Annotated in this window: 24 protein-coding genes; 10 read left to right on the top strand and 14 right to left on the bottom strand. The window is 51.3% G+C overall.

What is annotated here, in order from left to right; genetic code table 11:
• From rnt to nemA, 3 genes are all read right to left on the bottom strand, one after another.
• A complete protein-coding gene (gene rnt / locus J1778_RS09380) occupies nt 1–717 on the bottom strand; it encodes a ribonuclease T (RefSeq protein ID WP_217172946.1) in 717 nt (238 codons plus the stop codon).
• 91 nt (nt 718–808) lie between these two features.
• On the bottom strand, nt 809–1,216 hold the full coding sequence (gene gloA, locus J1778_RS09375; protein ID WP_112287933.1) for a lactoylglutathione lyase: 408 nt from the start codon (nt 1,214–1,216) through the stop codon (nt 809–811).
• 161 nt (nt 1,217–1,377) lie between these two features.
• Nucleotides 1,378–2,475, bottom strand: a complete 1,098-nt coding sequence (gene nemA / locus J1778_RS09370; RefSeq protein WP_217172945.1) for an alkene reductase — start codon at nt 2,473–2,475, stop codon at nt 1,378–1,380.
• Between the two features lie 193 nt (nt 2,476–2,668).
• On the opposite strand from nemA, the gene J1778_RS09365 reads away from it, so the two are divergent.
• The gene (locus J1778_RS09365) at nt 2,669–2,908 is read left to right on the top strand and encodes a DUF1289 domain-containing protein (RefSeq protein WP_112287932.1); all 240 of its coding nucleotides are present in this window, start codon (nt 2,669–2,671) and stop codon (nt 2,906–2,908) included.
• Between the two features lie 129 nt (nt 2,909–3,037).
• Nucleotides 3,038–3,934, top strand: a complete 897-nt coding sequence (locus tag J1778_RS09360; protein ID WP_217172944.1) for an aldo/keto reductase — start codon at nt 3,038–3,040, stop codon at nt 3,932–3,934.
• A gap of 54 nt (nt 3,935–3,988) precedes the next feature.
• Here J1778_RS09360 and J1778_RS09355 read toward each other — a convergent pair whose 3' ends face one another.
• Genes J1778_RS09355 through J1778_RS09345 form a run of 3 tightly spaced genes read right to left on the bottom strand, consistent with a single transcriptional unit; the run spans nt 3,989 to nt 7,133 of the window.
• Nucleotides 3,989–6,040, bottom strand: a complete 2,052-nt coding sequence (locus J1778_RS09355; RefSeq protein ID WP_217172943.1) for an FUSC family protein — start codon at nt 6,038–6,040, stop codon at nt 3,989–3,991.
• 9 nt (nt 6,041–6,049) lie between these two features.
• Nucleotides 6,050–6,907 carry an efflux RND transporter periplasmic adaptor subunit gene (locus J1778_RS09350; RefSeq protein ID WP_217172942.1) on the bottom strand — a complete coding sequence of 286 codons (858 nt, stop codon included), beginning with the start codon at nt 6,905–6,907 and terminating at the stop codon, nt 6,050–6,052.
• A 1-nt stretch (nt 6,908) separates the two neighbouring features.
• A complete protein-coding gene (locus J1778_RS09345) occupies nt 6,909–7,133 on the bottom strand; it encodes a DUF1656 domain-containing protein (RefSeq protein WP_217172987.1) in 225 nt (74 codons plus the stop codon).
• Nucleotides 7,134–7,327: 194 nt separating this feature from the next.
• On the opposite strand from J1778_RS09345, the gene slyA reads away from it, so the two are divergent.
• On the top strand, nt 7,328–7,762 hold the full coding sequence (slyA, locus tag J1778_RS09340) for a transcriptional regulator SlyA (protein WP_101077051.1): 435 nt from the start codon (nt 7,328–7,330) through the stop codon (nt 7,760–7,762).
• Between the two features lie 104 nt (nt 7,763–7,866).
• On the opposite strand, the gene J1778_RS09335 is transcribed toward slyA, so the two are convergent.
• Entirely contained in the window at nt 7,867–8,337 is a 471-nt protein-coding gene (locus tag J1778_RS09335) for an outer membrane lipoprotein (RefSeq protein ID WP_217172941.1), read from the bottom strand.
• A gap of 396 nt (nt 8,338–8,733) precedes the next feature.
• Here J1778_RS09335 and anmK point away from each other — a divergent pair, with 396 nt between their 5' ends.
• The 5 genes from anmK (at nt 8,734) to pdxY (ending at nt 13,548) form a co-directional block, all read left to right on the top strand.
• Nucleotides 8,734–9,852 (top strand): anhydro-N-acetylmuramic acid kinase, encoded by a 1,119-nt coding sequence (gene anmK / locus J1778_RS09330; RefSeq protein ID WP_217172940.1) that lies wholly within the window; start codon nt 8,734–8,736, stop codon nt 9,850–9,852.
• Between the two features lie 83 nt (nt 9,853–9,935).
• On the top strand, nt 9,936–10,247 hold the full coding sequence (locus tag J1778_RS09325) for an MliC family protein (protein WP_217172939.1): 312 nt from the start codon (nt 9,936–9,938) through the stop codon (nt 10,245–10,247).
• Nucleotides 10,248–10,482: 235 nt separating this feature from the next.
• Nucleotides 10,483–11,148: a pyridoxamine 5'-phosphate oxidase gene (pdxH, locus tag J1778_RS09320; protein WP_217172986.1), complete on the top strand. Its 666-nt coding sequence runs from the start codon at nt 10,483–10,485 to the stop codon at nt 11,146–11,148.
• Between the two features lie 162 nt (nt 11,149–11,310).
• A complete protein-coding gene (gene tyrS / locus J1778_RS09315) occupies nt 11,311–12,585 on the top strand; it encodes a tyrosine--tRNA ligase (RefSeq protein ID WP_095921484.1) in 1,275 nt (424 codons plus the stop codon).
• Between the two features lie 102 nt (nt 12,586–12,687).
• On the top strand, nt 12,688–13,548 hold the full coding sequence (gene pdxY / locus J1778_RS09310; protein ID WP_217172938.1) for a pyridoxal kinase PdxY: 861 nt from the start codon (nt 12,688–12,690) through the stop codon (nt 13,546–13,548).
• Between the two features lie 86 nt (nt 13,549–13,634).
• Here pdxY and gstA read toward each other — a convergent pair whose 3' ends face one another.
• The 5 genes from gstA to J1778_RS09285 form a co-directional block, all read right to left on the bottom strand.
• Nucleotides 13,635–14,240 (bottom strand): glutathione transferase GstA, encoded by a 606-nt coding sequence (gene gstA / locus J1778_RS09305; RefSeq protein ID WP_217172937.1) that lies wholly within the window; start codon nt 14,238–14,240, stop codon nt 13,635–13,637.
• Nucleotides 14,241–14,413: 173 nt separating this feature from the next.
• Nucleotides 14,414–15,280 carry a 4-hydroxy-tetrahydrodipicolinate synthase gene (gene dapA / locus J1778_RS09300; RefSeq protein WP_217172936.1) on the bottom strand — a complete coding sequence of 289 codons (867 nt, stop codon included), beginning with the start codon at nt 15,278–15,280 and terminating at the stop codon, nt 14,414–14,416.
• Nucleotides 15,281–15,404: 124 nt separating this feature from the next.
• Nucleotides 15,405–17,078, bottom strand: coding sequence for a putative bifunctional diguanylate cyclase/phosphodiesterase (locus J1778_RS09295; protein WP_217172935.1), 1,674 nt, complete (start codon nt 17,076–17,078; stop codon nt 15,405–15,407).
• Nucleotides 17,079–17,267: 189 nt separating this feature from the next.
• The gene (locus tag J1778_RS09290; protein WP_217172934.1) at nt 17,268–18,278 is read right to left on the bottom strand and encodes a GGDEF domain-containing protein; all 1,011 of its coding nucleotides are present in this window, start codon (nt 18,276–18,278) and stop codon (nt 17,268–17,270) included.
• Between the two features lie 265 nt (nt 18,279–18,543).
• On the bottom strand, nt 18,544–18,813 hold the full coding sequence (locus J1778_RS09285) for a hypothetical protein (RefSeq protein ID WP_217172933.1): 270 nt from the start codon (nt 18,811–18,813) through the stop codon (nt 18,544–18,546).
• 304 nt (nt 18,814–19,117) lie between these two features.
• On the opposite strand from J1778_RS09285, the gene J1778_RS09280 reads away from it, so the two are divergent.
• Together J1778_RS09280 and J1778_RS09275 are read left to right on the top strand one after the other, a co-directional pair.
• On the top strand, nt 19,118–20,149 hold the full coding sequence (locus J1778_RS09280) for a helix-turn-helix domain-containing protein (protein ID WP_217172932.1): 1,032 nt from the start codon (nt 19,118–19,120) through the stop codon (nt 20,147–20,149).
• 164 nt (nt 20,150–20,313) lie between these two features.
• Complete coding sequence (locus tag J1778_RS09275) at nt 20,314–22,209, top strand: diguanylate cyclase domain-containing protein (protein WP_217172931.1); 1,896 nt, start codon at nt 20,314–20,316, stop codon at nt 22,207–22,209.
• A gap of 119 nt (nt 22,210–22,328) precedes the next feature.
• On the opposite strand, the gene dtpA is transcribed toward J1778_RS09275, so the two are convergent.
• Both dtpA and J1778_RS09265 read right to left on the bottom strand, forming a co-directional pair.
• Nucleotides 22,329–23,843 (bottom strand): dipeptide/tripeptide permease DtpA, encoded by a 1,515-nt coding sequence (gene dtpA, locus J1778_RS09270; protein WP_217172930.1) that lies wholly within the window; start codon nt 23,841–23,843, stop codon nt 22,329–22,331.
• 581 nt (nt 23,844–24,424) lie between these two features.
• On the bottom strand, nt 24,425–25,627 hold the full coding sequence (locus J1778_RS09265) for a CMD domain-containing protein (protein ID WP_217172929.1): 1,203 nt from the start codon (nt 25,625–25,627) through the stop codon (nt 24,425–24,427).
• Between the last annotated feature and the right edge of the window lie 28 nt (nt 25,628–25,655).

Here is a 25,655-nt window from a genome sequence, read left to right as displayed (position 1 = left end):
TTAATGCTGATTTTCCTGCTGTGCGGCTTCGCCTTCTGCTTCTTCTGCAGTCAGCGGCAACGGCCAGCCACCAAGACGCTTCCAGCGATTCACCAGCTCACAGAACAGCTCAGCAGTGCGTTCGGTGTCATACAAGGCAGAGTGAGCCTGACTGCTGTCAAACACCATTCCCGCGCTGATACAGGCTTTAGCCAGCACTGTTTGCCCGAGCACCAGCCCGCTTAACGCCGCAGTATCAAATGTGGCGAAAGGGTGGAACGGGTTACGTTTCAGCCCGGCGCGCTCGGCTGCCGCCATCAGAAAACTGTGATCGAAATTCGCGTTATGCGCCACGATGATTGCGCGGTTACAGTTTTGCTCTTTCATCCCTTTGCGGATGACTTTAAAAATCTCGTGCAGGGCTTCATATTCACTGACCGCGCCGCGCAACGGATTGGTCGGGTCGATACCGTTAAACGCCAGCGCTTCCGGCACCAGTACCGAACCTTCAAAAGGTTCTACGTGGAAATGCACGGTCTCATCGCTTTGCAGCCAGCCGTCCTCATCCATCTTCAGTGTGATTGCTGCAATTTCCAGCAGCGCATCGGTTTTGGCATTAAATCCGGCAGTTTCAACATCAATTACTACCGGATAAAAACCACGAAAACGGCCTCTCAGGGCGTTAATGTCACTATTCTCGGCCATTAGTTTCTTATCTTCATCGAATTCAGCGCGCATTATGACAAATTTTGCCGTCCGTTGCAGGACTGCGGCAAAAATTGGGCAATAAAAAAGGGCGCATTTGCGCCCCTTTCAGTATTCAGGGGGATCAGTTGCCCAGACCCTGGCCCGCATGTTTGGATTCGATCAGCTCGATTTTGTAACCGTCCGGATCTTCAACAAACGCGATAATGGTGGAGCCGCCTTTAACCGGACCGGCTTCACGGGTCACTTTGCCGCCCGCATTGCGGATGTCATCACAGGTTTGTGCCACGTTATCGACGCCCAGAGCGATGTGCCCGTAAGCGGTGCCGATGTCGTAGCTGTCAACGCCCCAGTTGTAGGTCAGTTCAATGACTGCGCCTTCGCTTTCATCGGTGTACCCAACGAATGCCAGAGAGTATTTGTATTCAGTGTTTTCACTGGTGCGCAGCAGGCGCATGCCTAACACATCGGTATAGAAGCTGATCGCGCGTTGCAGATCGCCAACACGAAGCATGGTATGGAGTAAACGCATAGGTTCCTCTTTATTTGCAGGATGAGAATTATCGGTTCAAGCCTAACTGATAGAGGCCATTTTGTCTGTAACATGACGCTCAGTTGCTGAAGGCCTGACCAAAAAAAGCAGCAGAAGGAGGGCGTCTTCTGCTGCAAGAATGGGATCACTCTTTTAAATCATTACAGCGTCGGGTAGTCGGTATAACCCTGAGCACCACCGCCGTAGAAGGTATCTGGTTTTGGCTCGTTAAGCGGAGCATGAGATTTCAGACGTTCAACCAGGTCCGGGTTAGCGATATAGCTGCGACCGAAAGCGACGGCATCGATGTAACCTTTTTCGATAAGTTCTTCGCCTTTCTCAGCGGTATAAGCGCCGGCACCGACAATCACGCCCTGATAATGAGCGCGGATCACAGCGCGGAATTCCGCTGAGTAAGGTTTGCCGCCAGCCCAGTCGGGTTCAGAAATATGCAGGTAGGCAAGTTTACGTTTGTTCAGTTCATCCAGCAGATAGATAGCAGCCTGCTCCTGATCTTCACCGTTATCCAGCCCGTTAAACGGCCCCATTGGTGAAATACGAATACCTACACGGTCTGCGCCGATAGCGCCGATAGCGGCATCGACCACTTCCAGCGTCAGGCGGGTGCGGTTTTCAATGCTGCCGCCGTATTCGTCTTCACGCAGGTTAGACGCCGGGGACATGAACTGGTGCAACAGGTAACCGTGTGCCGCATGCAGCTCAATGTAATCAAAACCCGCCTCGGCAGAACATTCTGCAGCGTGACGGAAATCGTTGATGATCCCCGGGATTTCGCTCAGTTCAAGCGCACGCGGCGTCGGGCAATCGACGCGAACGGCGTGGCCTTGCTCATCGCGCAGGCTGGTGCGGGTTTCAGGATTCACAGCAGAAGGCGCGACGGGAGTCTGATTATCCGGCTGAACGCTGTTATGAGAAATTCGGCCTGTGTGCCAAAGCTGAACCGCGATGTGACCATTTTTCTGATGCACGCCGGCGACGATTTTTTTCCACGCAGCCACCTGTTCTGGTGTATGCAGACCCGGTGCACCGGCATAACCTTTCGCCTGGAAGGACACCTGAGTGGCTTCGGTGATGATCAGGCCGGAGCTGTGGCGTTGTGCGTAATATTCGCCCATCAGTGGGGTAGGAATGTCACCCGGTTCGATACTGCGCAGGCGGGTTAGCGGTGCCATAAAGACACGGTTAGGCAGGGTATTTTTGCCGACAACAATCGGGGTAAAAAGCTTGGTCATTTTCAAAAACTCCGGATTTAATAGACTGATCGGTATGGCATTTAGGAACATAATTCCTGCCATGCGACCGTTTGCAATGCCTCTTTCTATCGCATCCGGCCTCTGCCTGACTACGCGCCCTGTGCCTTTTTGCAGATCCTCTTGCAGGATGAGCAGAAAACGTCTTGAATAAAAGTTCACCGTTATTTGCGGAGGGCGCGTGGCCCAGCAACTTGAATTTTTCGAAATCCCCAGTCCGTGCCGTGGCATATGTCAGGCCGATGAGCGCGGTTATTGTCGCGGTTGCCTGCGCAGCCGTGAGGAACGTTTCGGCTGGATGAAAATGACGGATACGGAAAAACGTCATGTCCTGCGTTTATGCCAGCAGAGACTTTTGCGTCAGCAGCGGGCCGGGAAACAGCCCGACGAACCTTTGCCGGAACAACCGGAATTGTTCTGATTTTTCATACCAGCAGCCAGTGCCGTGACGGTCGTCTGCTTCTTTGTAATTCTTACGCACCGCATCAATACAGCGCCGCAGGCGTTGTGTATTCTGTTGGGCGAAAATCAAAAACTTAAGGGATTCAAAATGGAAGCGCGTACCCCGATTTCTCCTCAAGGTCCGGTATTCTCAAAACTGATTTGCGGTTACTGGCGTCTGATGGAATGGAACATGACGCCGCAACAGATTCTGGCCTTCATGGAACAGCACATCGAACTGGGCATCACCACGGCTGATCATGCGGATATTTACGGAGATTATCAGTGTGAAGCCGCATTCGGCGAGGCTCTGCGACTCAAGCCTGCTTTACGCGAAAAAATGCAGCTGGTCAGTAAATGTGGCATTGCGACGCGGGCAAATCCTGATAACAAAATCGGTCACTACATCACTGACACAAAATACATTGTGGAACGTGCTGAGAAATCGCTCAGTAATCTGCATACAGATTATCTGGATTTGCTGCTGATCCATCGTCCGGATCCGCTGATGGATGCCGATGAAGTCGCTGAGGCATTCACGCAGTTGCATAAAAGCGGCAAAGTAAAACATTTCGGTGTTTCAAACTTCACTCCGGCTCAGTTCAGCCTGTTGCAATCACGTCTGCCGTTCCAGCTTGCCACGAATCAGGTGGAAATTTCCCCGGTTCATCAGCCGGCGATTCTGGACGGCACGCTGGATCTCTGCCAGCAATTGCGCATCAGGCCGATGGCGTGGTCCTGCCTGGGGGGCGGTCGTTTGTTCAGCGATGAACAATTCCAGCCGTTGCGCGATGAACTTCAGGCTGTGGCAAACGAAATGGGTGCCGATACGATCGAACAGGTCGTTTACGCCTGGGTGATGCGTCTTCCGTCGCAGCCTTTGCCGATTATCGGTTCGGGTAAAATTGAACGTGTGAAATCAGCCTGGAAATCATTGTCACTGGAAATGACCCGTCAGCAATGGTTCCGCATCCGTAAAGCCGCCCTGGGCTACGACGTTCCTTAATCGCGTCTGCTTCAGGTTGCGCATCCGCAGCCTGAAGCGTTAAATGCTGAAAGGTCAGGCAGGTTTGGTGGCTGTGACCACCGGCGCGGCCGGGCCCTCATCCGTTGAAATGGCCTGCTGCAATTGCGACAGTGAGCAGTAGAGACGCCAGATAACCCCAGCCAGTTCGCGTGCCGCCGCTTCAGGGTGATGCGCCAGGGAATTGCTCATTCGCAGTAACTCTGCCAGCGTGGCATCCAGATTCTCGTGGCTGACGCCGCGCTCTGTCATGACGCCTTTCAGACAATGAATACACACGTCACGCACCGCGGAAAGCGGATCAGACCGGGTTTCCCATTCACGTAGCTGCCAGACAATATGACTGCAATTGAGCAGCACCACGCCCCAGCGCAGCAGCCAGGTGCGGGAAATCTGATCCTTACTTTGACTGAGCTGATTCATCCGGTGGTAAATCAGCGATTCGAAATGAAAATGGCTTAGCGAAGGTTTGCGGCTGAGCTGATCCATAAAATCACGACGCAGGGCGCGGATAATACGGCGGCTCTTACGCTTATCAGAACTTGGCCGTAAGACCTGAAACGCAATGCCCGCCAGCATCACACCGGCAATCTTGGCCACGCCATCGTTCATTAACGACTGATAGTCGAAATCCGGCGGGTTAGTCACCGCTAAAAAAGACCCCATGAAGACAATCATTTGTCCCCACAAACCGGCGTAACGTTTGTACTGCAATTTCATCATCTGCATCGTGACCAGCATCGGCAGGAAGAAAGCGCAGAATACCCAAAAGTTGTCGATCTGGACCATCAGCCCGAACTTGAGCAGAAAACAGCCGACAAACAGTAAGCCCAGCGATTTAATTAACAGGGTGACGCTGCTGATAGGGGAGGCCGTCGAGGAATAAAGCACGCAACTGACCGCAGTCAGTGCCACAGCACCGGCGCCGGAATCCCACTGTGTGCTCATCCAGAACGCGCAGCCAATCAGGATACATAAAAAAGTTCGCAGTCCGTTATATGCGGCTTCCAGCGTATCAGTGTGCTGTGCAAGATGGCTGATTTTGGGAGGCTGGAGTGTTTCAGCTTCCGCCACATTGGCGTTTTCCACACGGCGAAGCCAGCGTTCACTGCGCAGATACAGCCAGCAAAAGTCACGTAACCGCTGCCAGAATGCCTGATGACGAAAATCAGAGGTGTCGTGAGGTTTAATGTGTTGAAGAATTTTCGACAGTTTGTATTTATCGGTATCGGGTTTACGCAGTTCATCGAGTAAAACACTGAGCACCTCAGTCAGGTTTTCTGGCGGCGTCGGCCAGTTAAGTAACATGCGGCGCAAGCTGGAAATATAACTGGTCATGCGCAACTGCTGATGAAGCAGATAATTGAGCACATTATTCTGACGGCGCAGACGGTAATGGCTCCAGACGGCCTGAATGCGCAACAGATTCATAGTCAGGATTTGCCCGATCAAACCTTCGTGCGAGGTGCGTATCTGGTCGGAGATTTCGCTGCGCCACAGCAACTGCGCATGCTCCAGCAGCTGGGTATGCATTTTACGCAGCGAGGTGAGCAGGGCATCGCCGTCCGAGGTGCTGGGCAGCACCATCATCATAAAACCGCCGCACAAAATACCGGTGACGACTTCTCCGACACGGGCCTGAGCGATATCAAAAATCTGAGTCGGATCGGCGACATCTACCGTTGAAAACGCAATGATGGCGGCTGTATACCCCGCAAGAGCAAACGCGTAAGAAACGTTGTTCTGATAATGATTGGAGACATAAGTACAAATCCCCAGCCACGCCGCAATGGCAAAAGTGAATAGCCACGGCTCGTTCAGACAATGCCCGGCAATAAATACCGCGCCTGTGGCCCCCAGCAAACTGCCTATAATCCTGCCGATGCTTTTACTGATGACGCCACCCACGGTCGGAAAACTGACCACGGCTGCGGATGTCAGCGCCCAGTAAGGTTCGTCCATCTGGAATTCAAAAGCGATATAGAGCGCGAGTATCATCGCAATGGAATTGCGTAAAGCATACCGCCATTGGCCGCCCGTGGCCTTTCCCCACGGGGTATTTTTCCAGTCGAGCCAGGAAAGATTCACGACGAAACCTTAATTACGCACGGAAATCGTACAGGTGGTTCCGGCCACCAGAACAACATGCTCTGGCACATTTTCAAGCTTAATTCTTACCGGGACTCGCTGCGCAAGTCGCACCCACGGTACATTCGGTTTTACGTTCATTAGTAAATCTTCCTGTGAATCGAGACTCTGGTCGTAAATAGCACGGCCAATACTTTCGACCCGCCCCTGCAACGGAATATTGCCGTTAAAGAGGGTGATATCCGCCATATTTCCTTCGCGAATATTTTTAAGTTTGGTTTCTTCGAAATATCCCAGCACATAGAAAGAATGGATATCCACCAGCCCGACCAGCGGCGTACCAGCGGTGGCATAGTTTCCTCTGCGGGTTTGCAGATTGGTGATATAACCGTCAGTCGGCGCGACAATTCGGGTCTTACTCAGATTCCACTTCGCCTGTTCTAATGACGCCTGCGCAGCCTGATATTGTGCCTGCATCGCTTTGGCGCTGATATTGGATTCATCTAAGGATTCAGCGGATATAACGTTCGTGCCGAGCCCGCGACGTCGCCGGGCTTCATGATTGGCTTTGGCTAAATCAGCTGCCGCTTTCGCGACTTCAGCTTCGGCATTATCGACGGCGATTTTAAAGGGCACAGGATCGAGACTGAAAAGGGGATCTCCACTTTTAACAAACTGGTTGTCATGGATATTTATTTCAGTGATCCGTCCGGAGACTTCCGGTGTGATATCCACAATTTCGGCGCGAACTTTGCCATCCCGCGTCCAGGGCGACTGCATATAATAATTCCACATCCACCATCCGGCGCAAATTGCGACGGCGAAAACCAGCACTGTCGAGAAATATTTGAGGGTCTTAAATTTCATTTCAGAGGTTCACCATAAGTATCAGTGCGGCGCAAATAGAGATAACAAAAAGAGATAAATCCATCAGGGTGGGATGCCAGACTTCGCCGGAATAAATCCAGTCGCGCACTAGCCGGTGTATCAGAAGCCAGAATACCAGCCCCAGTAAAAGCGCTTTGAACATCGGGGGGAAATAAAGTGAGGCACCCAGGACCAGATCCGGTAGCGGGAAGCCTGAGTGAAACATTTGCGCATTCACAATATTAATCTCTGCCGGTGATTGTGTTATAAACAAGTTCAGATCTGAAAGCGGGGATACCGCTGCCGGATGCATTAGTACCTATCATTATATATAGAATTGTAATTTCTCGAATAAAGTTCCAAAAACTAAGCTAAACTCTGGGGAGTTATCTTAGCATGCTAATTATAAGGAGGGGATAATTGGAATCGAATCTGGGGTCAGATCTAGCACGATTAGTTCGTGCCTGGCGTGCGTTGATTGACGATCGGTTAAAACCGTTGGAACTCACGCAAACGCACTGGGTAACACTGCACAATATCAACATGTTGCCTCCGGAGCAGTCTCAAATTCAGCTGGCGAAAGCCATCGGGATTGAGCAGCCGTCTTTGGTTCGTACATTGGATCAACTGGAAGAAAAGAAACTGATTACCCGTCAGACTTGTGCGAGCGATCGCCGTGCTAAGCGCATCAAGCTGACTGAAGAAGCCGCGCCAATCATCAATGAAATGGAATCCGTTATTGATTCCACGCGTAAAGAAATTTTGTCTGGCATGTCTTCGGTAGAAATTGAACAACTGGGCGGGATGTTATCCCGGCTGGAAAAAAATATTGCTTCACTGCAAAGCAAATCATAAGAACCGATTTTTTATCTATTTTTGTCACACAGCGTCATATTTGCTCTACCCATAAAAAAACCGAAGCCATTGGCTTCGGTTTTTTGTTTGCGCTGCAGAACAAATCAGGCGCTTGGGGAAACGGTAATGGTGCTGCCGCTGCTCGCCATGCTGACACGCTGACCTACGCTGAATTTCGTTGCGCCGGCTTTCTGGACAACCTGAATGGTTGTGCCGTCATCACGACGAATTTGCAGTTCTACACCGTTTGAACGGTTAAGAGAACTCTGTACGCCCTGACCTGCGACGCCACCGGCAACTGCGCCTGCAGCCGTTGCCAGGCTGCGACCCGTACCGCCGCCAACCGTGTTACCGAGGAAACCACCCAGTACCGCACCACCCAAAGCACCCACGATGTTTGAATCATCGCCGCCCTGGATTTGTACCGCACGTGTAGAAACGATAGTCCCGTAGGTCACCTGTTGAATTTGCTTCGCCTGAGACGAGGAGTAAACGTCGCCAGACAGTGAGTTATCGCTGACGCAGCCAGCAAGAGAAATGCCGGCAAGGGCGACGACGAGTAAACGCTTAATCATAAATAGCTCCTTTTTTATGCTGCTGTACGGCGTTCAGACTAGCCACAACAACAGAGAAAAAACAGTACACAGTTCAACATCAGTGTCGAGGGTGGTCGTATACCATATTTACTTCACTTTCTCCAAGTATACAGGAGGCGTGTTCAACTAATAATAAACGCAGGTTTAAGTTTTAGACAGCAGTGAGTGCAATCAAATATGTTTGCCCTTAATGTTGTTATTGGCTGATTTATCGCCATCCTGTTTTCAAAAATTAAAATTCGTAACAAGAAAAACACGAAGCCATCACAGGGTGTAATAAAAACTGAGTAACTCATGGCGCAATGCTTCCTATACCGATTACTCTGTCACTATTACTTTTTGTCGGATGTTTTCCGGGAGTTGAGGATGTTATCTATGAAGTCAGGTCGTTATATCGGCGTGATGTCCGGCACCAGTCTTGATGGCGTGGATGTGGTACTGGCTGCAATCGACGAGCGGCTGGTCGCGCAACAGGCCAGCTACTCGCATCCTATCCCTATTGCATTGAAGAATGCCATTCTCGGTATGTGCCAGGGACAGAAGGTGACGCTGGAAGAGGTCGGTAAGCTCGATACTCAGCTGGGGATATTATTTGGTGAGGCCATTTTAGGGCTGCTGAAAAGCGCCGATATCTCACCGGAAGAAGTGACCGCGATTGGCTGCCACGGGCAGACGGTCTGGCATCAGCCTAAAGGCGATACCACGTTTTCGATGCAACTGGGCGATAACAACCGTATTGCCGCCATGACCGGCATTACGACTGTCGGGGATTTCCGTCGTCGCGATATGGCATGGGGCGGACAGGGTGCGCCGCTGGTTCCGGCGTTCCATCAGGCTCTGCTGTCCGATCCGGCTGAGCGCAGAATGATCCTTAATATCGGCGGCATTGCGAACCTGTCCATGTTACTGCCGGGACAACCGGTGCGCGGCTACGACACCGGCCCTGGCAATATGCTGATGGATGCGTGGATCTGGCGTCATAAAGCGCAACCTTATGATAAAGGCGCGGAGTGGGCGAATGAGGGGCGGGTGAATTTGCGTCTGCTGCAGCAGATGTTGTCCGACCCATACTTTGCAGAACCAGCGCCAAAAAGCACCGGCCGTGAATACTTCAATATGGCGTGGCTGGAAAAGCAGCTGGCGCGCGCAGCGGAAATTTCTCCTGCCGACGTACAGGCCACGCTGGCTGAACTCACGGCAGTCAGTATCGCCGAGCAGGTTCAGCTGGCAGGCGGATGTGATCGTCTGATGGTCTGCGGCGGTGGTGCGCGTAATCCTCTGCTGATGACGCGCCTTTCCGCAATGCTGCCGGGCACTGAAGTGTGTACCACGGATGCCTGCGGGATCAGCGGTGATGATATGGAAGCGCTGGCGTTTGCCTGGCTGGCGTTCAGAACCTTATCGGGTCAGTCAGGTAATTTGCCTTCCGTCACAGGTGCCAGCCGCGAAACCTTACTCGGGGCGATTTATCCGGTAGTTTCAACCCGCGCCTGACGCGTTCTCGGTTTTATCTCAATGTGTTGTGCAACGCGGCATGGTACATAACAGATAAACCGAGAACACTCAGGGAGTTCAGAATGAAAAAGGCGATCATCGCTTCTCTTGCAGGATTAACGCTGGCCGGATGTAGCCAGTTCAGTCATCAGACCGAAAGCCCGACGCAGGAACTGCACTACCAGTGTGGAACATTGCCGCTGACCGTCACGCTGGATAAACCGGCACAGCAGGTCAATATGTTGATGGACGGCGAGCAGCTGAAACTGAAACAAGTTGAGTCCGCTTCTGGTACCAAATACAGCGATGGCCGTTACACATTCTGGTCGAAAGGCGATCAGGCTTTCGTCCAGCGTGGTGAGAACGTCATCATCGATGATTGCATTCAAAAATAAACCTACCCGTCATACTTCGAACTGCAAACGCGTTGGCTGCGTTTGCTCACCCCGGTCATAGAGTTATCTATGTTCCCGGGGATTCCCTCACTTGCCGCCTTTTTGCATCTCGAATTATTTTGGGTAGCTTCATTTTTCATAATTTCTCTTTCTAAACCCCGTGTCAGGAACGTTGAGATCCTGATGCGGCGGGTGCACAATGCGTTTACCTTCCTTTGATACGCATTCGACCCATATGGCTGATAATAAAGAATTTGATATTGCGGACTCGCGCCGTGAATACACCCGTGGCGGATTACGTCGTGCTGATTTAACGCCGGAACCGCTGCCTTTGTTTGAACACTGGCTTAAACAGGCGTGTGATGCCCGTCTTGCCGATCCGACGGCAATGGTGGTGGCGACGGTGGATGAAAACGGTCAACCCTTCCAGCGTATCGTGCTGCTCAAACATTATGATGAAAAGGGGCTGGTGTTTTACACCAATCTCGGCAGCCGTAAGGCACAGCAACTGGCGGGCAACTCCCGTATCAGCCTGTTGTTCCCGTGGCATATGCTTGACCGGCAGGTGACCGTTCTCGGTCAGGCCGAACGTTTATCGACGCTGGAAGTCATGAAATACTTCACCAGCCGTCCGAAAGACAGTCAGATCGGCGCGTGGGTGTCTCAGCAGTCCAGCCGTATTTCGGCGCGCGGTGTGCTGGAAAGTAAATTCCTCGAACTGAAACAGAAATTCAGCCAGGGCGAAGTGCCGCTGCCAAGTTTCTGGGGCGGTTTTCGCGTCAAAGTTGATTCAATGGAATTCTGGCAGGGCGGCGAACATCGTCTGCACGACCGGTTCATTTATCAGCGTGATGAAGCCGGGACGGAAACTGGCTGGAAAATAGACCGCCTCGCACCTTAACCGCGAAAAAACGCGCGATTTCCTAGCGCTCGGGCGACGAGCGCTTTATTCTATGTCGTTCCCCGTAAAGGTGAGATAAAAGGCACATGCGCGGCATGATGTCAGACATGAATCTGCACACATTCAGTACATTTTTCTAAGTACAAACAAACGGAGTCTTTGATGGCGAGCAGCAACCTGATTAAACAACTGCAAGAGCGGGGCCTCATTGCCCAGGTAACGGATGAAGAAGCGTTAGCAGAGCGACTGGCGCAAGGGCCAATTGCACTCTATTGCGGTTTCGATCCTACCGCAGACAGCTTGCATTTGGGACATCTGGTGCCTTTGCTTTGCCTGAAACGCTTCCAGTTGAACGGCCACAAGCCTGTGGCGCTGGTCGGTGGCGCAACCGGCCTTATCGGTGACCCAAGCTTTAAAGCGACCGAGCGTAAGCTGAACACCAATGAAACCGTGAACGAGTGGGTTGAGAAAATCCGCCAGCAGGTTTCTCCGTTCCTGGATTTCAGCTGCGGCGAAAACAGCGCGATCACCGCCAACAACTACGACTGGTTCGGTGGCATGAACGTGCTGACCTTCCTGCGTGATATCGGTAAACACTTCTCCGTTAACCAGATGATCAACAAAGAAGCGGTGAAACAGCGTCTGAACCGCGATGACAGCGGCATCTCCTTCACCGAATTCTCTTACAACCTGTTGCAGGGTTACGATTTTGCGTCCCTTTACGATCTGCATAAAGTTGAGCTGCAAATCGGTGGTTCAGACCAGTGGGGCAATATCACGTCAGGTATCGATCTGACCCGTCGTCTGCATCAGAAACAAGTGTTCGGCCTGACCGTTCCGCTGATCACCAAATCTGACGGTACCAAATTCGGTAAGACCGAAGGCGGCGCAGTCTGGCTGGATCCGAAAAAAACCAGCCCGTACAAATTCTACCAGTTCTGGATCAACACCGCGGATGCCGATGTTTACCGCTTCCTGAAGTTCTTCACCTTCATGAGCATTGAGGACATCAATGCGCTGGAAGAAGAAGATAAAACCAGCGGCAAAGCGCCTCGCGCGCAGTACGTTCTGGCGGAAGAAGTGACTGGTATGGTTCACGGCGCAGAAGGTCTGGCGGCAGCGAAACGTATCACGCAGAGCCTGTTCTCCGGTTCCCTGAGTGAAATGACAGAAGTCGATTTCGGTCAGCTGGCGCAGGATGGTCTGGAGCTGTTTGAAGTGCCACGCGACACTGACCTGCAACAGGCACTGGTGATTGCGGGGATGGCACCGTCGAAAGGTCAGGCGCGTACCATGATTTCTTCAAACGCAGTTTCCGTAAACGGAGAAAAACAGACTGACACTGAATACAGCTTCACTGACAGCGATCGTCTGTTTGGTCGTTATACCTTGCTGCGTCGCGGTAAAAAGAACTACACCCTGTTGCTCTGGGCATAAGTTTTAAGCCAGCAAAACGGGGGGCTGAATGGCCTCCCGTTTTTGTTCACTGATATCAGTTATTCCGCCATCTCCCGATGACGTTGCAATCGGAAATTCCTCATGAAAAGCATTCTTTCTATCCAGTCACACACGGTTTTTGGTCACGCGGGTAACAGCGCGGCGGAATTCCCTATGCGTCGTATGGGCGCAAACGTTTGGCCACTGAATACCGTTCAGTTCTCCAATCATACTCAGTATGGCCACTGGACTGGCTGCGTGATGCCTGCTGCGCATCTGACTGAAATCGCGCAGGGGATTGCGGACATTGACCGTCTGAAGGATTGTGACGCGGTGCTGAGTGGCTATATCGGCTCGCCGGAGCAGGGGCAGAGCATTCTGGAGATTGTCCGACTGGTGAAAGCGGCCAATCCGGATGCCTGGTATTTTTGCGACCCGGTCATGGGGCATCCAGAAAAGGGCTGTATCGTGGCACCGGGCGTGGCTGAGTTCCATTGCAATCAGGCGCTGGTTAACTGCGATATTATCGCCCCGAACCTGCTGGAGCTGGAATTACTCAGCGGCCATGCGGTAGCAAGTGTTGAAGAAGCGGTCACAACGGCTCGTGAGCTCATCAGCAAAGGCCCGAAAATTGTGCTGGTGAAACATTTAAGCCGCGCCGGTTATCACAGCGATCGCTTTGAAATGCTGCTGGTAACGGCAGATGAAGCCTGGCATATCGACCGTCCGCTGGTGGATTTTGGTGTGCGTCAGCCGGTCGGTGTCGGTGACCTGACCAGCGGCTTGCTGCTGGTTAATCTGCTCAAAGGCGAAGCGCTGGATAAAGCGCTGGAACACGTCACGGCGGCGGTTTACGAAGTGATGCTGACTACCCACGCGATGGGTGAGTATGAACTCCAAATCGTGGCGGCGCAGGACAAGATGGTCAAACCTGAGCACCATTTCCCGGCGGTTAAACTCTGATATTAACCTGCATAAAAAACGCCCCGTGCTGATGCAGCCGGGGCGTTTTTGTTTGTACTCATTTTTTCAGTCAACAGACTCAATAATTACTTCAGGCCTTCTGCCGTCAGTGCCGCGTCAACGGCAGGGCGTGCAGCCACGCGATCCAGATACGCATTCAGTTCGGTCAGTGCGCTCAGGTCAAACTTCAGTGCTTTTGCCCAGCCCATCACGGTGAACAGATAGGCATCAGCCACGCTGAAACGGGCACCCAGCAGGAACTGATTGTCTTTCAGTGACTCATTGACGTAAGCAAATTTTTTGCTCAGGGCTTCACGGGTCACAGCTTTGAAATCATCCGGCGTTTTTGGATTGAACAGCGGAGAGAAGCCTTTATGCAGCTCAGTCGCAATATAGTTCAGCCATTCGAGCGCATGATAGCGAGCCGGCGTACCTTGTTCCGGCATCAGCTGACGATCAGGTTTCTGATCGGCCAGATACTGCACGATAGCCACGCCTTCGGTCAGAATGCTGCCATCATTGAGCAACAGTGTCGGGATTTGCCCTTTCGGGTTCACTGCGAGGAAGTCATCACCGGTTTCGGTTTTCTTGGTCGCCAGATCAACTTTCTCAATGCTGAAGTCCAGACCTGCTTCACGCAGGACGATATGCGGGGAAAGAGAACAGGCACCGGATTTATAATACAGTTTCATAAACACTCCATTTGATGAGCAACCCGTCTGATCCCGTAAAACACAAAGGTTTCACGGGACAGCGATTCGGCTATATAAAAACTGCTTCTATCCTAGAACTGGCGGGAGCAAAAGTCAGTGTTTTAATTGTGACAATGAGCCTGACTCCTCATATTCTGCTTAACCTCAGGCTGTTAGCGGGAATGCTGATTCAGGTAATCACGGACTGCCACTTCAACATTTTGCGGGGCAGGGAGCATCGGTGAACGCAGCTCATTTTTCATCAGGCCGTCTAGCGATAAGGCATATTTAATCGCCGCCGGATTAGGGGCAGAGAACATCAGTCGGATCATCGGCAGCAGGCTGAAAAATGTTTTACGTGCCGCCACAATATCCTGCTCTTTGAACTGACGGATAAGCTGAACAAACTCTTCCGGGAAAATATGCGAAGAAGCGGCAATGGCACCGGCGCCGCCCAGACTCAGTGTCGAGAAAATCTGTACGTCTTCACCGCAAAGCACATCCAGTTCCCCGTCAGCGAGCAGTGAAAGCGTCAGATCAATACTTCCGCCACAATCTTTGACTGCGCTGATCTGCGGATGTTTAGCCAGCTGGCGGAATGTGTCCAGCTCCATCTGCACGCCGGTACGGTAAGGAATATTGTAAAGCACCACCGGCACCGTTGAATGGTCGGCAATTTCACTAAACCAGGCAACCAGCGCGGCCTGAGAAGGGCGGATGTAATAAGGTGCGGGGATCAGCAGGCCTGCGACAGGGCGCTGAAGTATCGCATCCTGCATTTCGCGGATAACCGGCATATGGGTACCGGAAAGCCCCATGATCACCTGATGGCCGGGTACGATTTCCAGCACGGCATCCAGAACCTGAAGTTGTTCTTCTTTGGTGAGCATCGGTGCTTCACCGGTGGTTCCGCAAACGACAACGCCATCAACGCCCCGTTTGAGCAGCCGGGTGCACAAAGATTTCAGTGCAGTAAAGTCGATCTCACCCTCATGGAAAGGTGTGACCAGCGGGACCCAGATACCTGAAAACGATGACATGATGTATTTCCTTAAACGGCGTAATTTATCAGCCTCGGATCATGTCAGTAAAACAGGGACGAGCGCCAATTGAATGAATTAATAAGGCGTTTTGAGTTATCTATGAAGCTTATGTATCAGCGTTTCAGATAATGGCTGACATATTCATCTCAGTGGTCAGCAACGTTGATAATACTTCAACCGGTACCGGCCGTGAGAAAAGATAGCCCTGCAAATGCGAGCAACCTGCTGATACTAAAAAGGATTTTTGAAGCTGATTTTCTACGCCCTCAGCGATCACATTGAGATGCATTTTATTGCCGAGCTGGGAGACGGCAGAAACAATGGCAGCGGTATCGTTCACTTCTGTGACGTACTGCACAAATGAACGGTCGATTTTAACGCTGTCTACTGAGATATCTTTCAATAAACTGAGGCTGGAATAACCGGTACCGAAATCATCGAGCGAAATTTTCACACCGGCTTTGCGCAGTTTCACCAGATGACTGAGACTGATGGCATTGGCGTTCATCACCGAAGTTTCGGTCAGTTCGAGCTCCAGACGTGAAGGCGGGAAGTTCTCTTCTGCCAGAACGGCCAGAATTCGCGGCCCGAAATCAGGTTCTCCCAGTTGTACCGCGGAGACATTAATCGCCAGATTGAGCTGGCTGAAGTTCTTAATATCCCGGCAGGCCTGACGGAGAACGATTTCACCGAGCTGGATCACCAGACCGGTTTCTTCTGCCAGAGCAATAAACTGCACCGGCGAGACTTGCCCGAGCACACCGTGATTCCAGCGGGCGAGCGCTTCCACGCACACGACCTTTTCGTCACGACTGCGCAAAATCGGCTGGTATACGCAGGAAAGATCGCCTTCTTTAGCCAGCGATTCTGCCAGCGCTTTCACCATAATACGTTTACTGACGCTGCTGGCATCCAGCAATTCAGAATAGAACGAGAACATATTCTTGCCGCGTTGCTTGGCTTCCAGCAGCGCAGTATTCCCGCGACGCATAATTTCCCCGGCAGTAATATTTTCAGCGCCAAACATCACAATACCGAAAGAAAGGGTCATCATCGGGTTAGCGCGCGTCAGCGTGAAAGGCTGGCGCATCATCACCAGAATTTCCAGCGCCAGATTGTTGGCCATTTCGCTGGTCGGATTATTGCGCAAGATAATCGAGAACTCATCGCCGCCGATGCGTGAAACCGTGCCGCTGCTACCCACTTCATTACGCAAACGCTGTCCGAATTCACATAAAATCGCATCACCGGCCTGATAACCATAGGTATCGTTGATGTAATTGAAATCGTTAAGATTAAGCAGGAGCAGTGCGCAGGGTTCCGGACGATACATCCGCTGTGCCGCAATCTGGCTGAGTTCTTCACTTAGCGCCGTGCGGTTAGGCAGACCGGTCAGTACATCATGGCGGGCAAGATAACGGATTTGCGCTTCGGAACTGCGCAGCAGGGAGATGTCCATGATGGAGGTCAGAATAAAATGCCGCGTCTCAAGCGTGACGCGTGACTTGCGCACCAGCACATTGCGCCGCTTTCCTGAAGGATCCACCAGTGTTTCTTCGTTAACCGTTTTTTCACCCGTTTCCAGCACTTCGATATCCCGCTCGCGCTGACGGGCAGCCTGGTCCGGTTCGGTAAAAAATGAAACATCCTGACCAATTAACTCTTCACGCGGACGACCATAAAACTCACTGGCTTTCTGATTGAGAAATACCAATTTACGGCTGTCATCTTTCAGCACCGTTGCCTCGGGAAGCGCATCAAGAACTGCCTGGCATATCGCAATATCAGTAAGCATGAGTTAACTACCCCGAGCAGAATATGAGTGTGGTGTGGCGCAGTGTCAAAGCCGGTGACTCATCAGGTTGTTTTTGCAATTATTACTCACAATTGGACGAGAATATTACCGATGTTTTTAAATTCTAAAATTCAATCGCTTATCACGCCCTAAGTGAGGTATTCGATATTTTGTTCGGGTGAATAACGATCAACTCAGCTCAATGCGGTTTTTACCGGCAGATTTAGCCCGATACAAAGCATGATCTGCCTGAATTAATAAATGTGAGATTGAGTCCTGATCGGGTTCACTGAACGCCAGTCCTGCGCTGACCGTCATCGGAATATTGTGCTGCGAATTCTCTGCCAGCTGAAAACGAATATTCTCCGCCATCCGTATCGCCTGATCTCTGGGCCGTGTCGTCAGGCAGGCGAATTCTTCTCCGCCAATACGGGCAAAAATATCTTTTTTCTCCAGGGAAGAGTTGACCAGATTACAAAAGAAAACCAGGGCCGAATCGCCGCCGGCATGGCCATACTGGTCATTAAGCCGTTTAAAATTATCCAGATCAAATAAGATCAGCTGTAAAGGAAAATCGTTGTTTTTACGCTTCCTGACAAGCTCATTGCCGCGCTCAAGAAAGGCCCTGCGGTTGCCAACGCCTGTCAGCGGATCAGACAACGAGGCCTGCTTATAACCCAGCTGACCGCGCTCATACACCATGGCAAGAATAATGAAAGACAGGCAGATAGCATACAAAATGGCTTCAAAAATCAGTATAGCGAAGAATCCGCTGCTATGACCTCCCGCCATCTCGGCATACGGCAAACCGTCATCAAAGAAAGGACGTGCCAGATAGAAACAGGCGTGGAAAAAACTCAGTGGCAGTGCGGGCCAGTAAGTCACATGCAGTTGCCTGCGTGCATGCCAGAGCTCGAGTGTCGCCAGCAGGGTATAAGCCGCCGTTAACAATGAGGTGAGGAAAATCCGCTGCTCAAGGCTGTGGTAAAACGCCGGATACAGGCAGAACAGGAGCCAGATAACGGGTCCGGAACATACCACCGGCAGAAATACCCTGCGGCCAGTAAACATTCTTAATGCGGCCCACATAATTCCGTAACAGAGCAAAATCATCATGTTACTGAAGACCACGGGAATAATTTCGCTCACGCCTGAACGCATGCTGCTGAGCAACGTGCCTGCGGTGGAGAATGCCAGCATCAGGGCCGTGAGCCCGAGCGTAGGATCCCTGCGACCTCCGATCCATGCGAACAGCATAACGGTAGTGAGCAGGATGAGAATAAAAAGCTCAAATATAAATAACGTGTAAACGTCGAGATGCATAAATTTTATAAGTTGTTATTTGCGGGTATGCCGGTGGTTATTTTGACTTATTAATCGCACGGGACAGAAACACTTTTATCAAATTTAGGAATTTCTTTATGATCGAGGGGGATTAAACCAGACGAAGGCGCAGGGAAAATGCTCAGGGATGCTTTTTAGTGCCGAATTTCTGGTCCCATTCACGACGATAATTGCGGGATTGTTTGCGGCCTTTGAGCCACAGAAAAGTACAGACGATGCAAACGCTGGCTGAGAAAACGATATTGCGCATGTCCTGATCATAAAAAATAACCAGCACGCAATCGAGGGCGGCCACTATGGCAAACCATTTGTGCATGTGCGATTGTCTGCGGGTTTCCGCATTTATACGCTTGAGCTGACGTCCTTCATCCAGGACCTTTCTTTTTTCCATGGGCATTTCCTGGCGACGGTTGGGTGAAAAATGGATCGTGTTTTTTTAAGAATAGCAAATCACGAAAGTGAGGATCTTCAACATGATATTAACCGATCCCAAAATAATTATCGCGAATAACCTGACAAATCAATCGTGTGATTAACGGCGCTTAATCCCTGATTTTACAACCCTTTGCGCAGTTTATTCCGCCCTCCAAAATATAAGAATTCAGGAAAAAAGTATTGCCAATTGCTGCTACGCATTGATTTATCAGCAGGAGGTAGATTATCGTTTCAGAATTATCTTAATTTTCGGTGAGAAAATGAGCGATTCATCTTCACGAAAGATAGTAGACGGTGCCAACATCTATCAGGACTTCGAGACCCGTTTCTATGAATGGGAGGACGGGATGTCCAGCGCAGGCTTTAAGCTGGAACTGCCCGATCGTCACAGGGATGAATTTGACTGGGGCGTAACCGGATACAATTTCGGGCGCGTCATCGGCGGCGTTCTGACCGTCAGCGAGCACGACATTAACCGCCAGTATGGCAATCTGTTTTCCATGCCCGATCACATTGTCATTTTCATCATTATCATCGGCGGAATGGAGTGCCAGTGTTTTGGTGAGCGCTTCACGCTGGCACAGGGCGATATCCTGATCCAGGATATGTCGCAGCCAATCAAAATTCATGTGTATCCGGGTGATCAGAAACCACGTCTGGGCTCCTATCAGTACATTATTATGCCCAAACACAGCCTGCATTTTAATGTCGATATTGCTGCCCTGCACGGTAAACGCATTCCTGCGACATCGCCGGTCAACATCATTTTGCGCAATCATTTTGCGACGATGGTACAGGTCTTTGATCAGATGACTGAGCAGGAAGTGCTGAGTACCGGTGAAGGTGCGGCCTCTGTTTTCCTGCAAACTCTGCATCTGGTGGCGGGCAAAAAAGTTGAGCATCCGTTTGAGCAAAGTGCCCGTCTGGAACGCATTTGTTTGTTCATCGAAAAACACCTGAGTCATCCGGTGAGCGTCGATGTGCTGTGTAAAAACTTTGCCATCTCGCGCTCGGGGTTATACCGGCTGTTTGAGCCACTGGGTGGCATTGCGCAGTTTATCCGCAGCCGCCGTCTGTTGCTCGCCAAACGTCTGCTGCGTACGTCATCCATGTCTGATCAGAGCCTGGCTGTCATCGCCCGTCAGTGCGGGCTTGAACCGGCTGCGCTGCGCCGTTACTTTCTGGAGTTTTATGGCGCCACGCCGTCAGAAATGCGACAGAAATACCGCCGTGACGCAGAACAATCCGACCAGGTTGATGCCACGCATGTGAATTGGGTCAGCTCACTTTAGCCGTTAATTTGCCGCTGTTTGTACCAATTTCGTTAAATAAAGATGTTTTTAGTGATCTGTCACTATTCTGATTTTTGCCCGGCACGGGCGGAATCAGAGCCGGTTTTCCGGTTAAACGCAGTAGACTTGATGACATATCCACCAGTTATCATTGAGAGTGCATTATGTTAGTCCCTCAACAGGCAGTTGATGAACAGGCTCGGCTTGCGATACTGGCTTCTCTGGGCATCTTAGATTCCCCCAGAATTGAGGAGATCGACCGTATCACCCGCATGGCTGCGCGCCAGTTTCAGGCTAAAGCCGTTGTTGTTTCACTGATTGATGCCGACCGGCAGTGGTTTTTGTCCCATACCGGCATTGATATCAATCAATCCCCGCGCGATACCTCATTTTGTGGCCATACCATTCTTGAAACCGGCCCCCTGATTGTCAGAGATGCCAGGCTGGATTTACGGTTTCACGATAATCCGCTTGTCACCGGCGAACCGCATATTGTGTTCTATGCTGGTTGCGCACTGCACTCCCAGCAGGGTGCCGCTCTGGGAGCACTGTGTCTGATTGATGACCGGGCGAGAGAGTGGAGTGAGGAAGACGGGCAAACGTTGCTGGATATGACCGCGCTGGTACAAAGCTACATTTTTCATCTGGAAAACCGGCAGTACACGGCGCGGGTGGAGGATAATCTGGCGAAAAGCGAAGCCTTATTTGAGCAGACATTCGCTCACGCTGCTGTCGGGTTTTCTCTGGTCGGACTCGACTGGCGGTGGCTGCGTATTAATCCTCAGGTATGTAACATGCTGGGTTACGCCGAATACCAGCTACGCAGTTGCCTGCTTCATGACGTTACCCATCCTGAAGATCTCTATGCAGAAGATAGTCTGATCCCTCGTTTGCTCTCGGGTGAAATTAACAGTTTCAGCGTTGAGAAACTGCTTCAGCGATCTAATGGCAGCACGCTGTGGGTGACGCTGACCGCTTCTCTGGTACGTAACGCAGCCGGCGAGGCACACCACTATATTGTGGTGATCAGCGACATTACTGAGCGCAAAAACATTGAGCAGACGCTGTATTCGTTGCAGGGCGATCTGGAGAGACGGGTGGCTGCGCGCACCAATGAACTGCAGGTTGCGATGGATCAGTTGCATCAGGAAATTGCACAACGTCTGAACCGGGAACGGGAACTGACGGAAAGCAAAAACCGGCTGCGGGCCATAACCGACAACATTCCGGCACTGATTTGTCATGTGGATGCGAATGAAGAATACATTTTTGTGAACCACTTTCATGCCAGCTGGTATGGCGTGGCAGAAGATGAAGTGCGTGGCCGGCAGGTGAAAGACGTCGTCGGGCATACAACGTACCAGCAAATCGAGCCTTATATTCGTCAGGTTCTGCAAGGCGTTGCCGTCAGTTATGACATCGAGTTACCCGGTTATTCCCGTCACGGAAAGGGGGGCGTTTTACACACGACGCTTATCCCTTGTGATGACGGTGGCCGCGGCTACTATGGCCTTTCGACCGACATCAGTGAGATTAAAGAACTCCAGGCGCAGCTGGAATTCGAAGCCAATCATGATTCGCTGACCGGACTTCCTAACCGGCGTGCATTTCAGCAATCCCTGATTTACGCGGCCAGACAACAAGAAAAAGCAGACAAAGACATAGCCTTACTTTTTTTAGACATTGATAACTTTAAAGCTTACAACGACACCTACGGGCACGAATTTGGCGACCTGATCCTGAAGTTTTTCGGACATACCTTGCGCGATAATCTGCGTTCTCATGACGTGGTTGCACGTCTGGCGGGGGATGAGTTTACGGTCCTGCTGGGTCATTTAGTGAATACGGAAAGCGACGTCAGCCGGATTTGCATCAGTCTCATGAACGCATTACGCAGTGTGGAGCGCGTAGCGGACGTGCCGGTTTCGCTGTCAGCCAGTATTGGCGTGGCGGTAGGGCGTGCGCGTCAGCCTTTGTTACCCGATACGCTGATGGCGCGCGCTGATGCCGCCATGTATCGGGCAAAACAAAGCGGAAAAGGGCGTTATTATCTCGGGTAAATCGTGGGAGACGTTCGTCCATAAAAACGCGTCCATAAAAACGCGTCCATAAAAATGCGTCCATAAAAAACGCCTCCCGGGGGAGGCGTTCGTCAACCATCAAGAATGACGTTCTGCGTTTACTGAGCAGCAGAAGCCAGTTCAGGTTGCTTCTCGTCAGTGTCACGATCCAGCGTCATGCGGTGCAGCTTAGAGGCAGTTACCAGCATCAGCACGGCAATCACAGCGGTCGCAATACCAATTTGCAGGAACACATGGCTGTAAATTGCCAGAGAAGCGTGCGCATCTTCAATGTCGGAAGGCACAGCCGTCAGGTTCGCCACGTAGCCCGCGATAATCGCCGCAGCCGCGGTAGTCAGGAACCATGCGCCCATGATGAAGCCCATCAGACGCTGTGGTACCAGCTGTGCAACCATCGCCAGACCCAAACCGGAAATCATCAGTTCACCGATACTTTGCAGTGCATAGCTCAGCACCAGCCAGTTAACAGAAACGATGCCCTGTTCATTTGCCAGGCTTGCACCCCATGGCAGAACCAGGAACGCGCCTGAACAGAGCACCATACCAATGGCAAACTTGTGCGGCATAGGCATACGGTCGCCTACTTTAGTGTATATCGCGGCCAGAATCGGGCTGGCTACCATGATCCAGAACGGGTTCAGGGCCTGGAACTGTTCAGGCTGGAAGCTGATACCCAGCAGGTCATGGCCGACATTATGAATAGCAAAGAAGTTCAGAGACGTTGGCATCTGGCTGTACAGCACGAAGAACACGACGGCTTCCATCATCAGCAGGAACGCCACAATCATCTTACGACGTGCGATACCCTTCATAGAGAAGGTTTCTTTCGCAAAGACAATGATGATCCCTACGGAAACCACACCCAGAACCATACGTGCGATAGTTTGGTTATGCAGCAACCAGCTGGACAGGAAGACCAGTGCAACCACACCGACCAGGACCATCAGCAGCTTTTTGAACTGCAGCGGGGAGAAGTCTGGTTTAGAACCCTGACGTTTTACCCATTTGCGACAGAACATGAAGTTCACGATGGTGATTAACATACCGACCACGCTCAGAGAGAACGCGACGCTCCAGCCATACTGCGCGGCAAGCCATGGGGTTGCCAGCATGGAGAAGAATGAGCCGATATTGACGGACATGTAATACATGGTAAATGCGCCATCAAGACGCGGGTCATCTTTTTCGTAGCAGGTAGAAAGCAATGAGGATGGATTTGCTTTAAATAAGCCACTACCGACGGCGATAGTCGCCATACCCAGATAAACCCAGAACACTTCGTGGCCAGAATATGCAACGAAGGAATAACCTAACGCCAGAACTATCGCGCCGAGCACGATCACGCGTTTTGAGCCGAGAACTTTATCACCTAACCAGCCGCCAATGGCCACGAAGCCGTAAACCAGCGCACTGAAAGATGAGAACAGGGTGATGGAGTCAGCTTCACTCAGGCCAAGCATTTTGACCAGGTAAACCGCCATAATCCCTTGCAGGCCGTAATAACCGAAACGTTCCCACAATTCGATGGAGAAGATCAGATAAAACGCTTTTGGCTGTTTGAAGGCGTTCAGACTCACGCTTTCATTGTTGGGTGTTTTGTTTGCAGTTGACACTCGTACCTCTGTTTATTCCTTCTGCTTTTATAGAGCAGAAACGCATAAGTGGCGCGAAATAAGCACCCTTTGCATTGTTATAAGATGGGATGACGGCAAGTAATGTTCACTATCTTCGTAAATGAGGCAAGGAGTTTGACATATGCTGTTACATTTAACTTATCCGGCCTGATTAAACTGTGTTCGAAATGTTATGCAGAATTAACGTTTATGTTTTCTAAATAGACAATGTGAATATGTTGTATAAATAATATTCCACATTCTAATTTTGTTATTGTTTTTCTCAAAAACTCTTAACTGGATTATTCACCCATCGAGAGGTGAATAAATAGTGAATACGTCTGGATTGTGACGCTCTTTACGGGGTTTTATGAAACGGAAAAACAACGCTGCGAAGGTATTCAGAATGAGACACAGTCTAGTGTGATCTGCATCTCGTTTTAACACTAAATTTCCGATTGAAAATAAGATTAGTACGACTTATGGCGGTTAGGTGGCGGGGGTATTTACATTTGGCTTTTCCGGCAGGGGAATATCCTGCCGGAAAGAGAAGCAATAGCATGAAGGGTTCCGGACTGAACTTAGCCGTTCAGCGTATCGCCAAGTGTCTGGATCAGACGATTTGACCAGCTGAACAGCGCGGCGGTCAGCAGGATATCCAGAGATTGTGTTGCCGAATAACCGGCATCTGATAATCCGTGTAACTGGCGCGCGTCAAAACGTTCCGGCGTGCGGGTCAGCGTAATCACGGCCTCCAGCAAGGCAGCTTCCTTTCTGTCGGACAGCGTTTTCGACAGTGCATCAACGGCATCGTCGCGATGATTTTCTTCGAACAAGGAGCCGATAATGGCTGCGTTGCCGCCGGCTTCCAGATACAGACGTCCATGGATCCCTGCGCAGTACAGGCAACCATTTAACTGTGAGGTTGCCACCGCCGATAACTCGCGCCACGCAGCTTTTGGACGCTCACCGGCCTGCATCACATGATTAAAGACGGCAGAGAATTCGCTCAGCGCATCGGCGTCATGCACCAGCAAAGTGTAAAAAGAAGAAGAGCGCGCATCGGGCGCGATCAAATCCAGAACATCCTGCTGATGCTTGCTTGCGGCATCCGGTGCCACTTCCGGCAGCCTTGATTTCCATTGCAACATGGCCAGCGAAAACCCTTTCTGCTCGCAACCTTCCGGCGCCGGGAATCCGGGGAGCACCGCGGCCGCACGCCCGCGCAAACCATTCACTACGGCCAGCACGCGCGCCTGATAACTGACAAAACCGATCAGTTGCGTGAAGGTCACGATATCCCGCGTACTGAACCCTACGTGGCTGAGCTGATCCAGCATAGACGGCGTGATAAGCGTGGGCTGAGTGGCGAGTAACCGGGCGAACTGAGTGATATGAGTCTGGCGGATATTACTTTCACGGGAGGCATCAGGGCTGGAAAGCGGGGCGAGGCGGGCGGCGTAATGGCTACAAAGTGATTGTACTCCGGTCACCTGCGCAACGGTCAGCGCACTGCTGAGGCGGTCATATAAAGAAAGCGTTTCTGTACGCGATACGCTGAGATGATCCGGGAAAAGCACCTCATAGCTGGCGCGGGAAGCACGCAGAAGTTTCTGGCGCTCATTAAGCAACTGGCGAAGTGTCGGATCAAGCTGATTATCCAGTCCGAGCAGAAAGCGATCCTGAACTAACGCAGCATGGGGATCGAGCGGCAGGTGTCCATACTGGCTGGATTGTGTTTCATGATACCAGCCGCTGTGTGCGGCCTTGCGTTGTTGTTCCATGAAAGGGTCCTTTGCTTCAAGCCTGGCT

It is taken from the genome of Rahnella bonaserana (genome assembly GCF_019049675.1).
Classification (GTDB): domain Bacteria; phylum Pseudomonadota; class Gammaproteobacteria; order Enterobacterales; family Enterobacteriaceae; genus Rahnella; species Rahnella bonaserana.
This window is presented reverse-complemented; position numbering and strand designations above follow the sequence as displayed.

What these genes read in the sequence shown, in the direction of transcription:
- J1778_RS09290 (WP_217172934.1), bottom strand. Translation starts at nt 18,278, where the DNA reads ATGCTGGCATTCTCCACCGCAGGCACGTTGCTCAGCAGCATGCGTTCA.
- J1778_RS09295 (WP_217172935.1), bottom strand. Translation starts at nt 17,078, where the DNA reads ATGCTTACTGATATTGCGATATGCCAGGCAGTTCTTGATGCGCTTCCC.
- tyrS (WP_095921484.1), top strand. Translation starts at nt 11,311, where the DNA reads ATGGCGAGCAGCAACCTGATTAAACAACTGCAAGAGCGGGGCCTCATT.
- J1778_RS09275 (WP_217172931.1), top strand. Translation starts at nt 20,314, where the DNA reads ATGTTAGTCCCTCAACAGGCAGTTGATGAACAGGCTCGGCTTGCGATA.
- gloA (WP_112287933.1), bottom strand. Translation starts at nt 1,216, where the DNA reads ATGCGTTTACTCCATACCATGCTTCGTGTTGGCGATCTGCAACGCGCG.
- J1778_RS09325 (WP_217172939.1), top strand. Translation starts at nt 9,936, where the DNA reads ATGAAAAAGGCGATCATCGCTTCTCTTGCAGGATTAACGCTGGCCGGA.
- rnt (WP_217172946.1), bottom strand. Translation starts at nt 717, where the DNA reads ATGCGCGCTGAATTCGATGAAGATAAGAAACTAATGGCCGAGAATAGT.
- J1778_RS09345 (WP_217172987.1), bottom strand. Translation starts at nt 7,133, where the DNA reads ATGTTTCACTCAGGCTTCCCGCTACCGGATCTGGTCCTGGGTGCCTCA.
- pdxY (WP_217172938.1), top strand. Translation starts at nt 12,688, where the DNA reads ATGAAAAGCATTCTTTCTATCCAGTCACACACGGTTTTTGGTCACGCG.
- pdxH (WP_217172986.1), top strand. Translation starts at nt 10,483, where the DNA reads ATGGCTGATAATAAAGAATTTGATATTGCGGACTCGCGCCGTGAATAC.
- dapA (WP_217172936.1), bottom strand. Translation starts at nt 15,280, where the DNA reads ATGTCATCGTTTTCAGGTATCTGGGTCCCGCTGGTCACACCTTTCCAT.
- J1778_RS09280 (WP_217172932.1), top strand. Translation starts at nt 19,118, where the DNA reads ATGAGCGATTCATCTTCACGAAAGATAGTAGACGGTGCCAACATCTAT.
- J1778_RS09350 (WP_217172942.1), bottom strand. Translation starts at nt 6,907, where the DNA reads ATGAAATTTAAGACCCTCAAATATTTCTCGACAGTGCTGGTTTTCGCC.
- J1778_RS09360 (WP_217172944.1), top strand. Translation starts at nt 3,038, where the DNA reads ATGGAAGCGCGTACCCCGATTTCTCCTCAAGGTCCGGTATTCTCAAAA.
- J1778_RS09285 (WP_217172933.1), bottom strand. Translation starts at nt 18,813, where the DNA reads ATGGAAAAAAGAAAGGTCCTGGATGAAGGACGTCAGCTCAAGCGTATA.
- J1778_RS09335 (WP_217172941.1), bottom strand. Translation starts at nt 8,337, where the DNA reads ATGATTAAGCGTTTACTCGTCGTCGCCCTTGCCGGCATTTCTCTTGCT.
- J1778_RS09265 (WP_217172929.1), bottom strand. Translation starts at nt 25,627, where the DNA reads ATGGAACAACAACGCAAGGCCGCACACAGCGGCTGGTATCATGAAACA.
- gstA (WP_217172937.1), bottom strand. Translation starts at nt 14,240, where the DNA reads ATGAAACTGTATTATAAATCCGGTGCCTGTTCTCTTTCCCCGCATATC.
- anmK (WP_217172940.1), top strand. Translation starts at nt 8,734, where the DNA reads ATGAAGTCAGGTCGTTATATCGGCGTGATGTCCGGCACCAGTCTTGAT.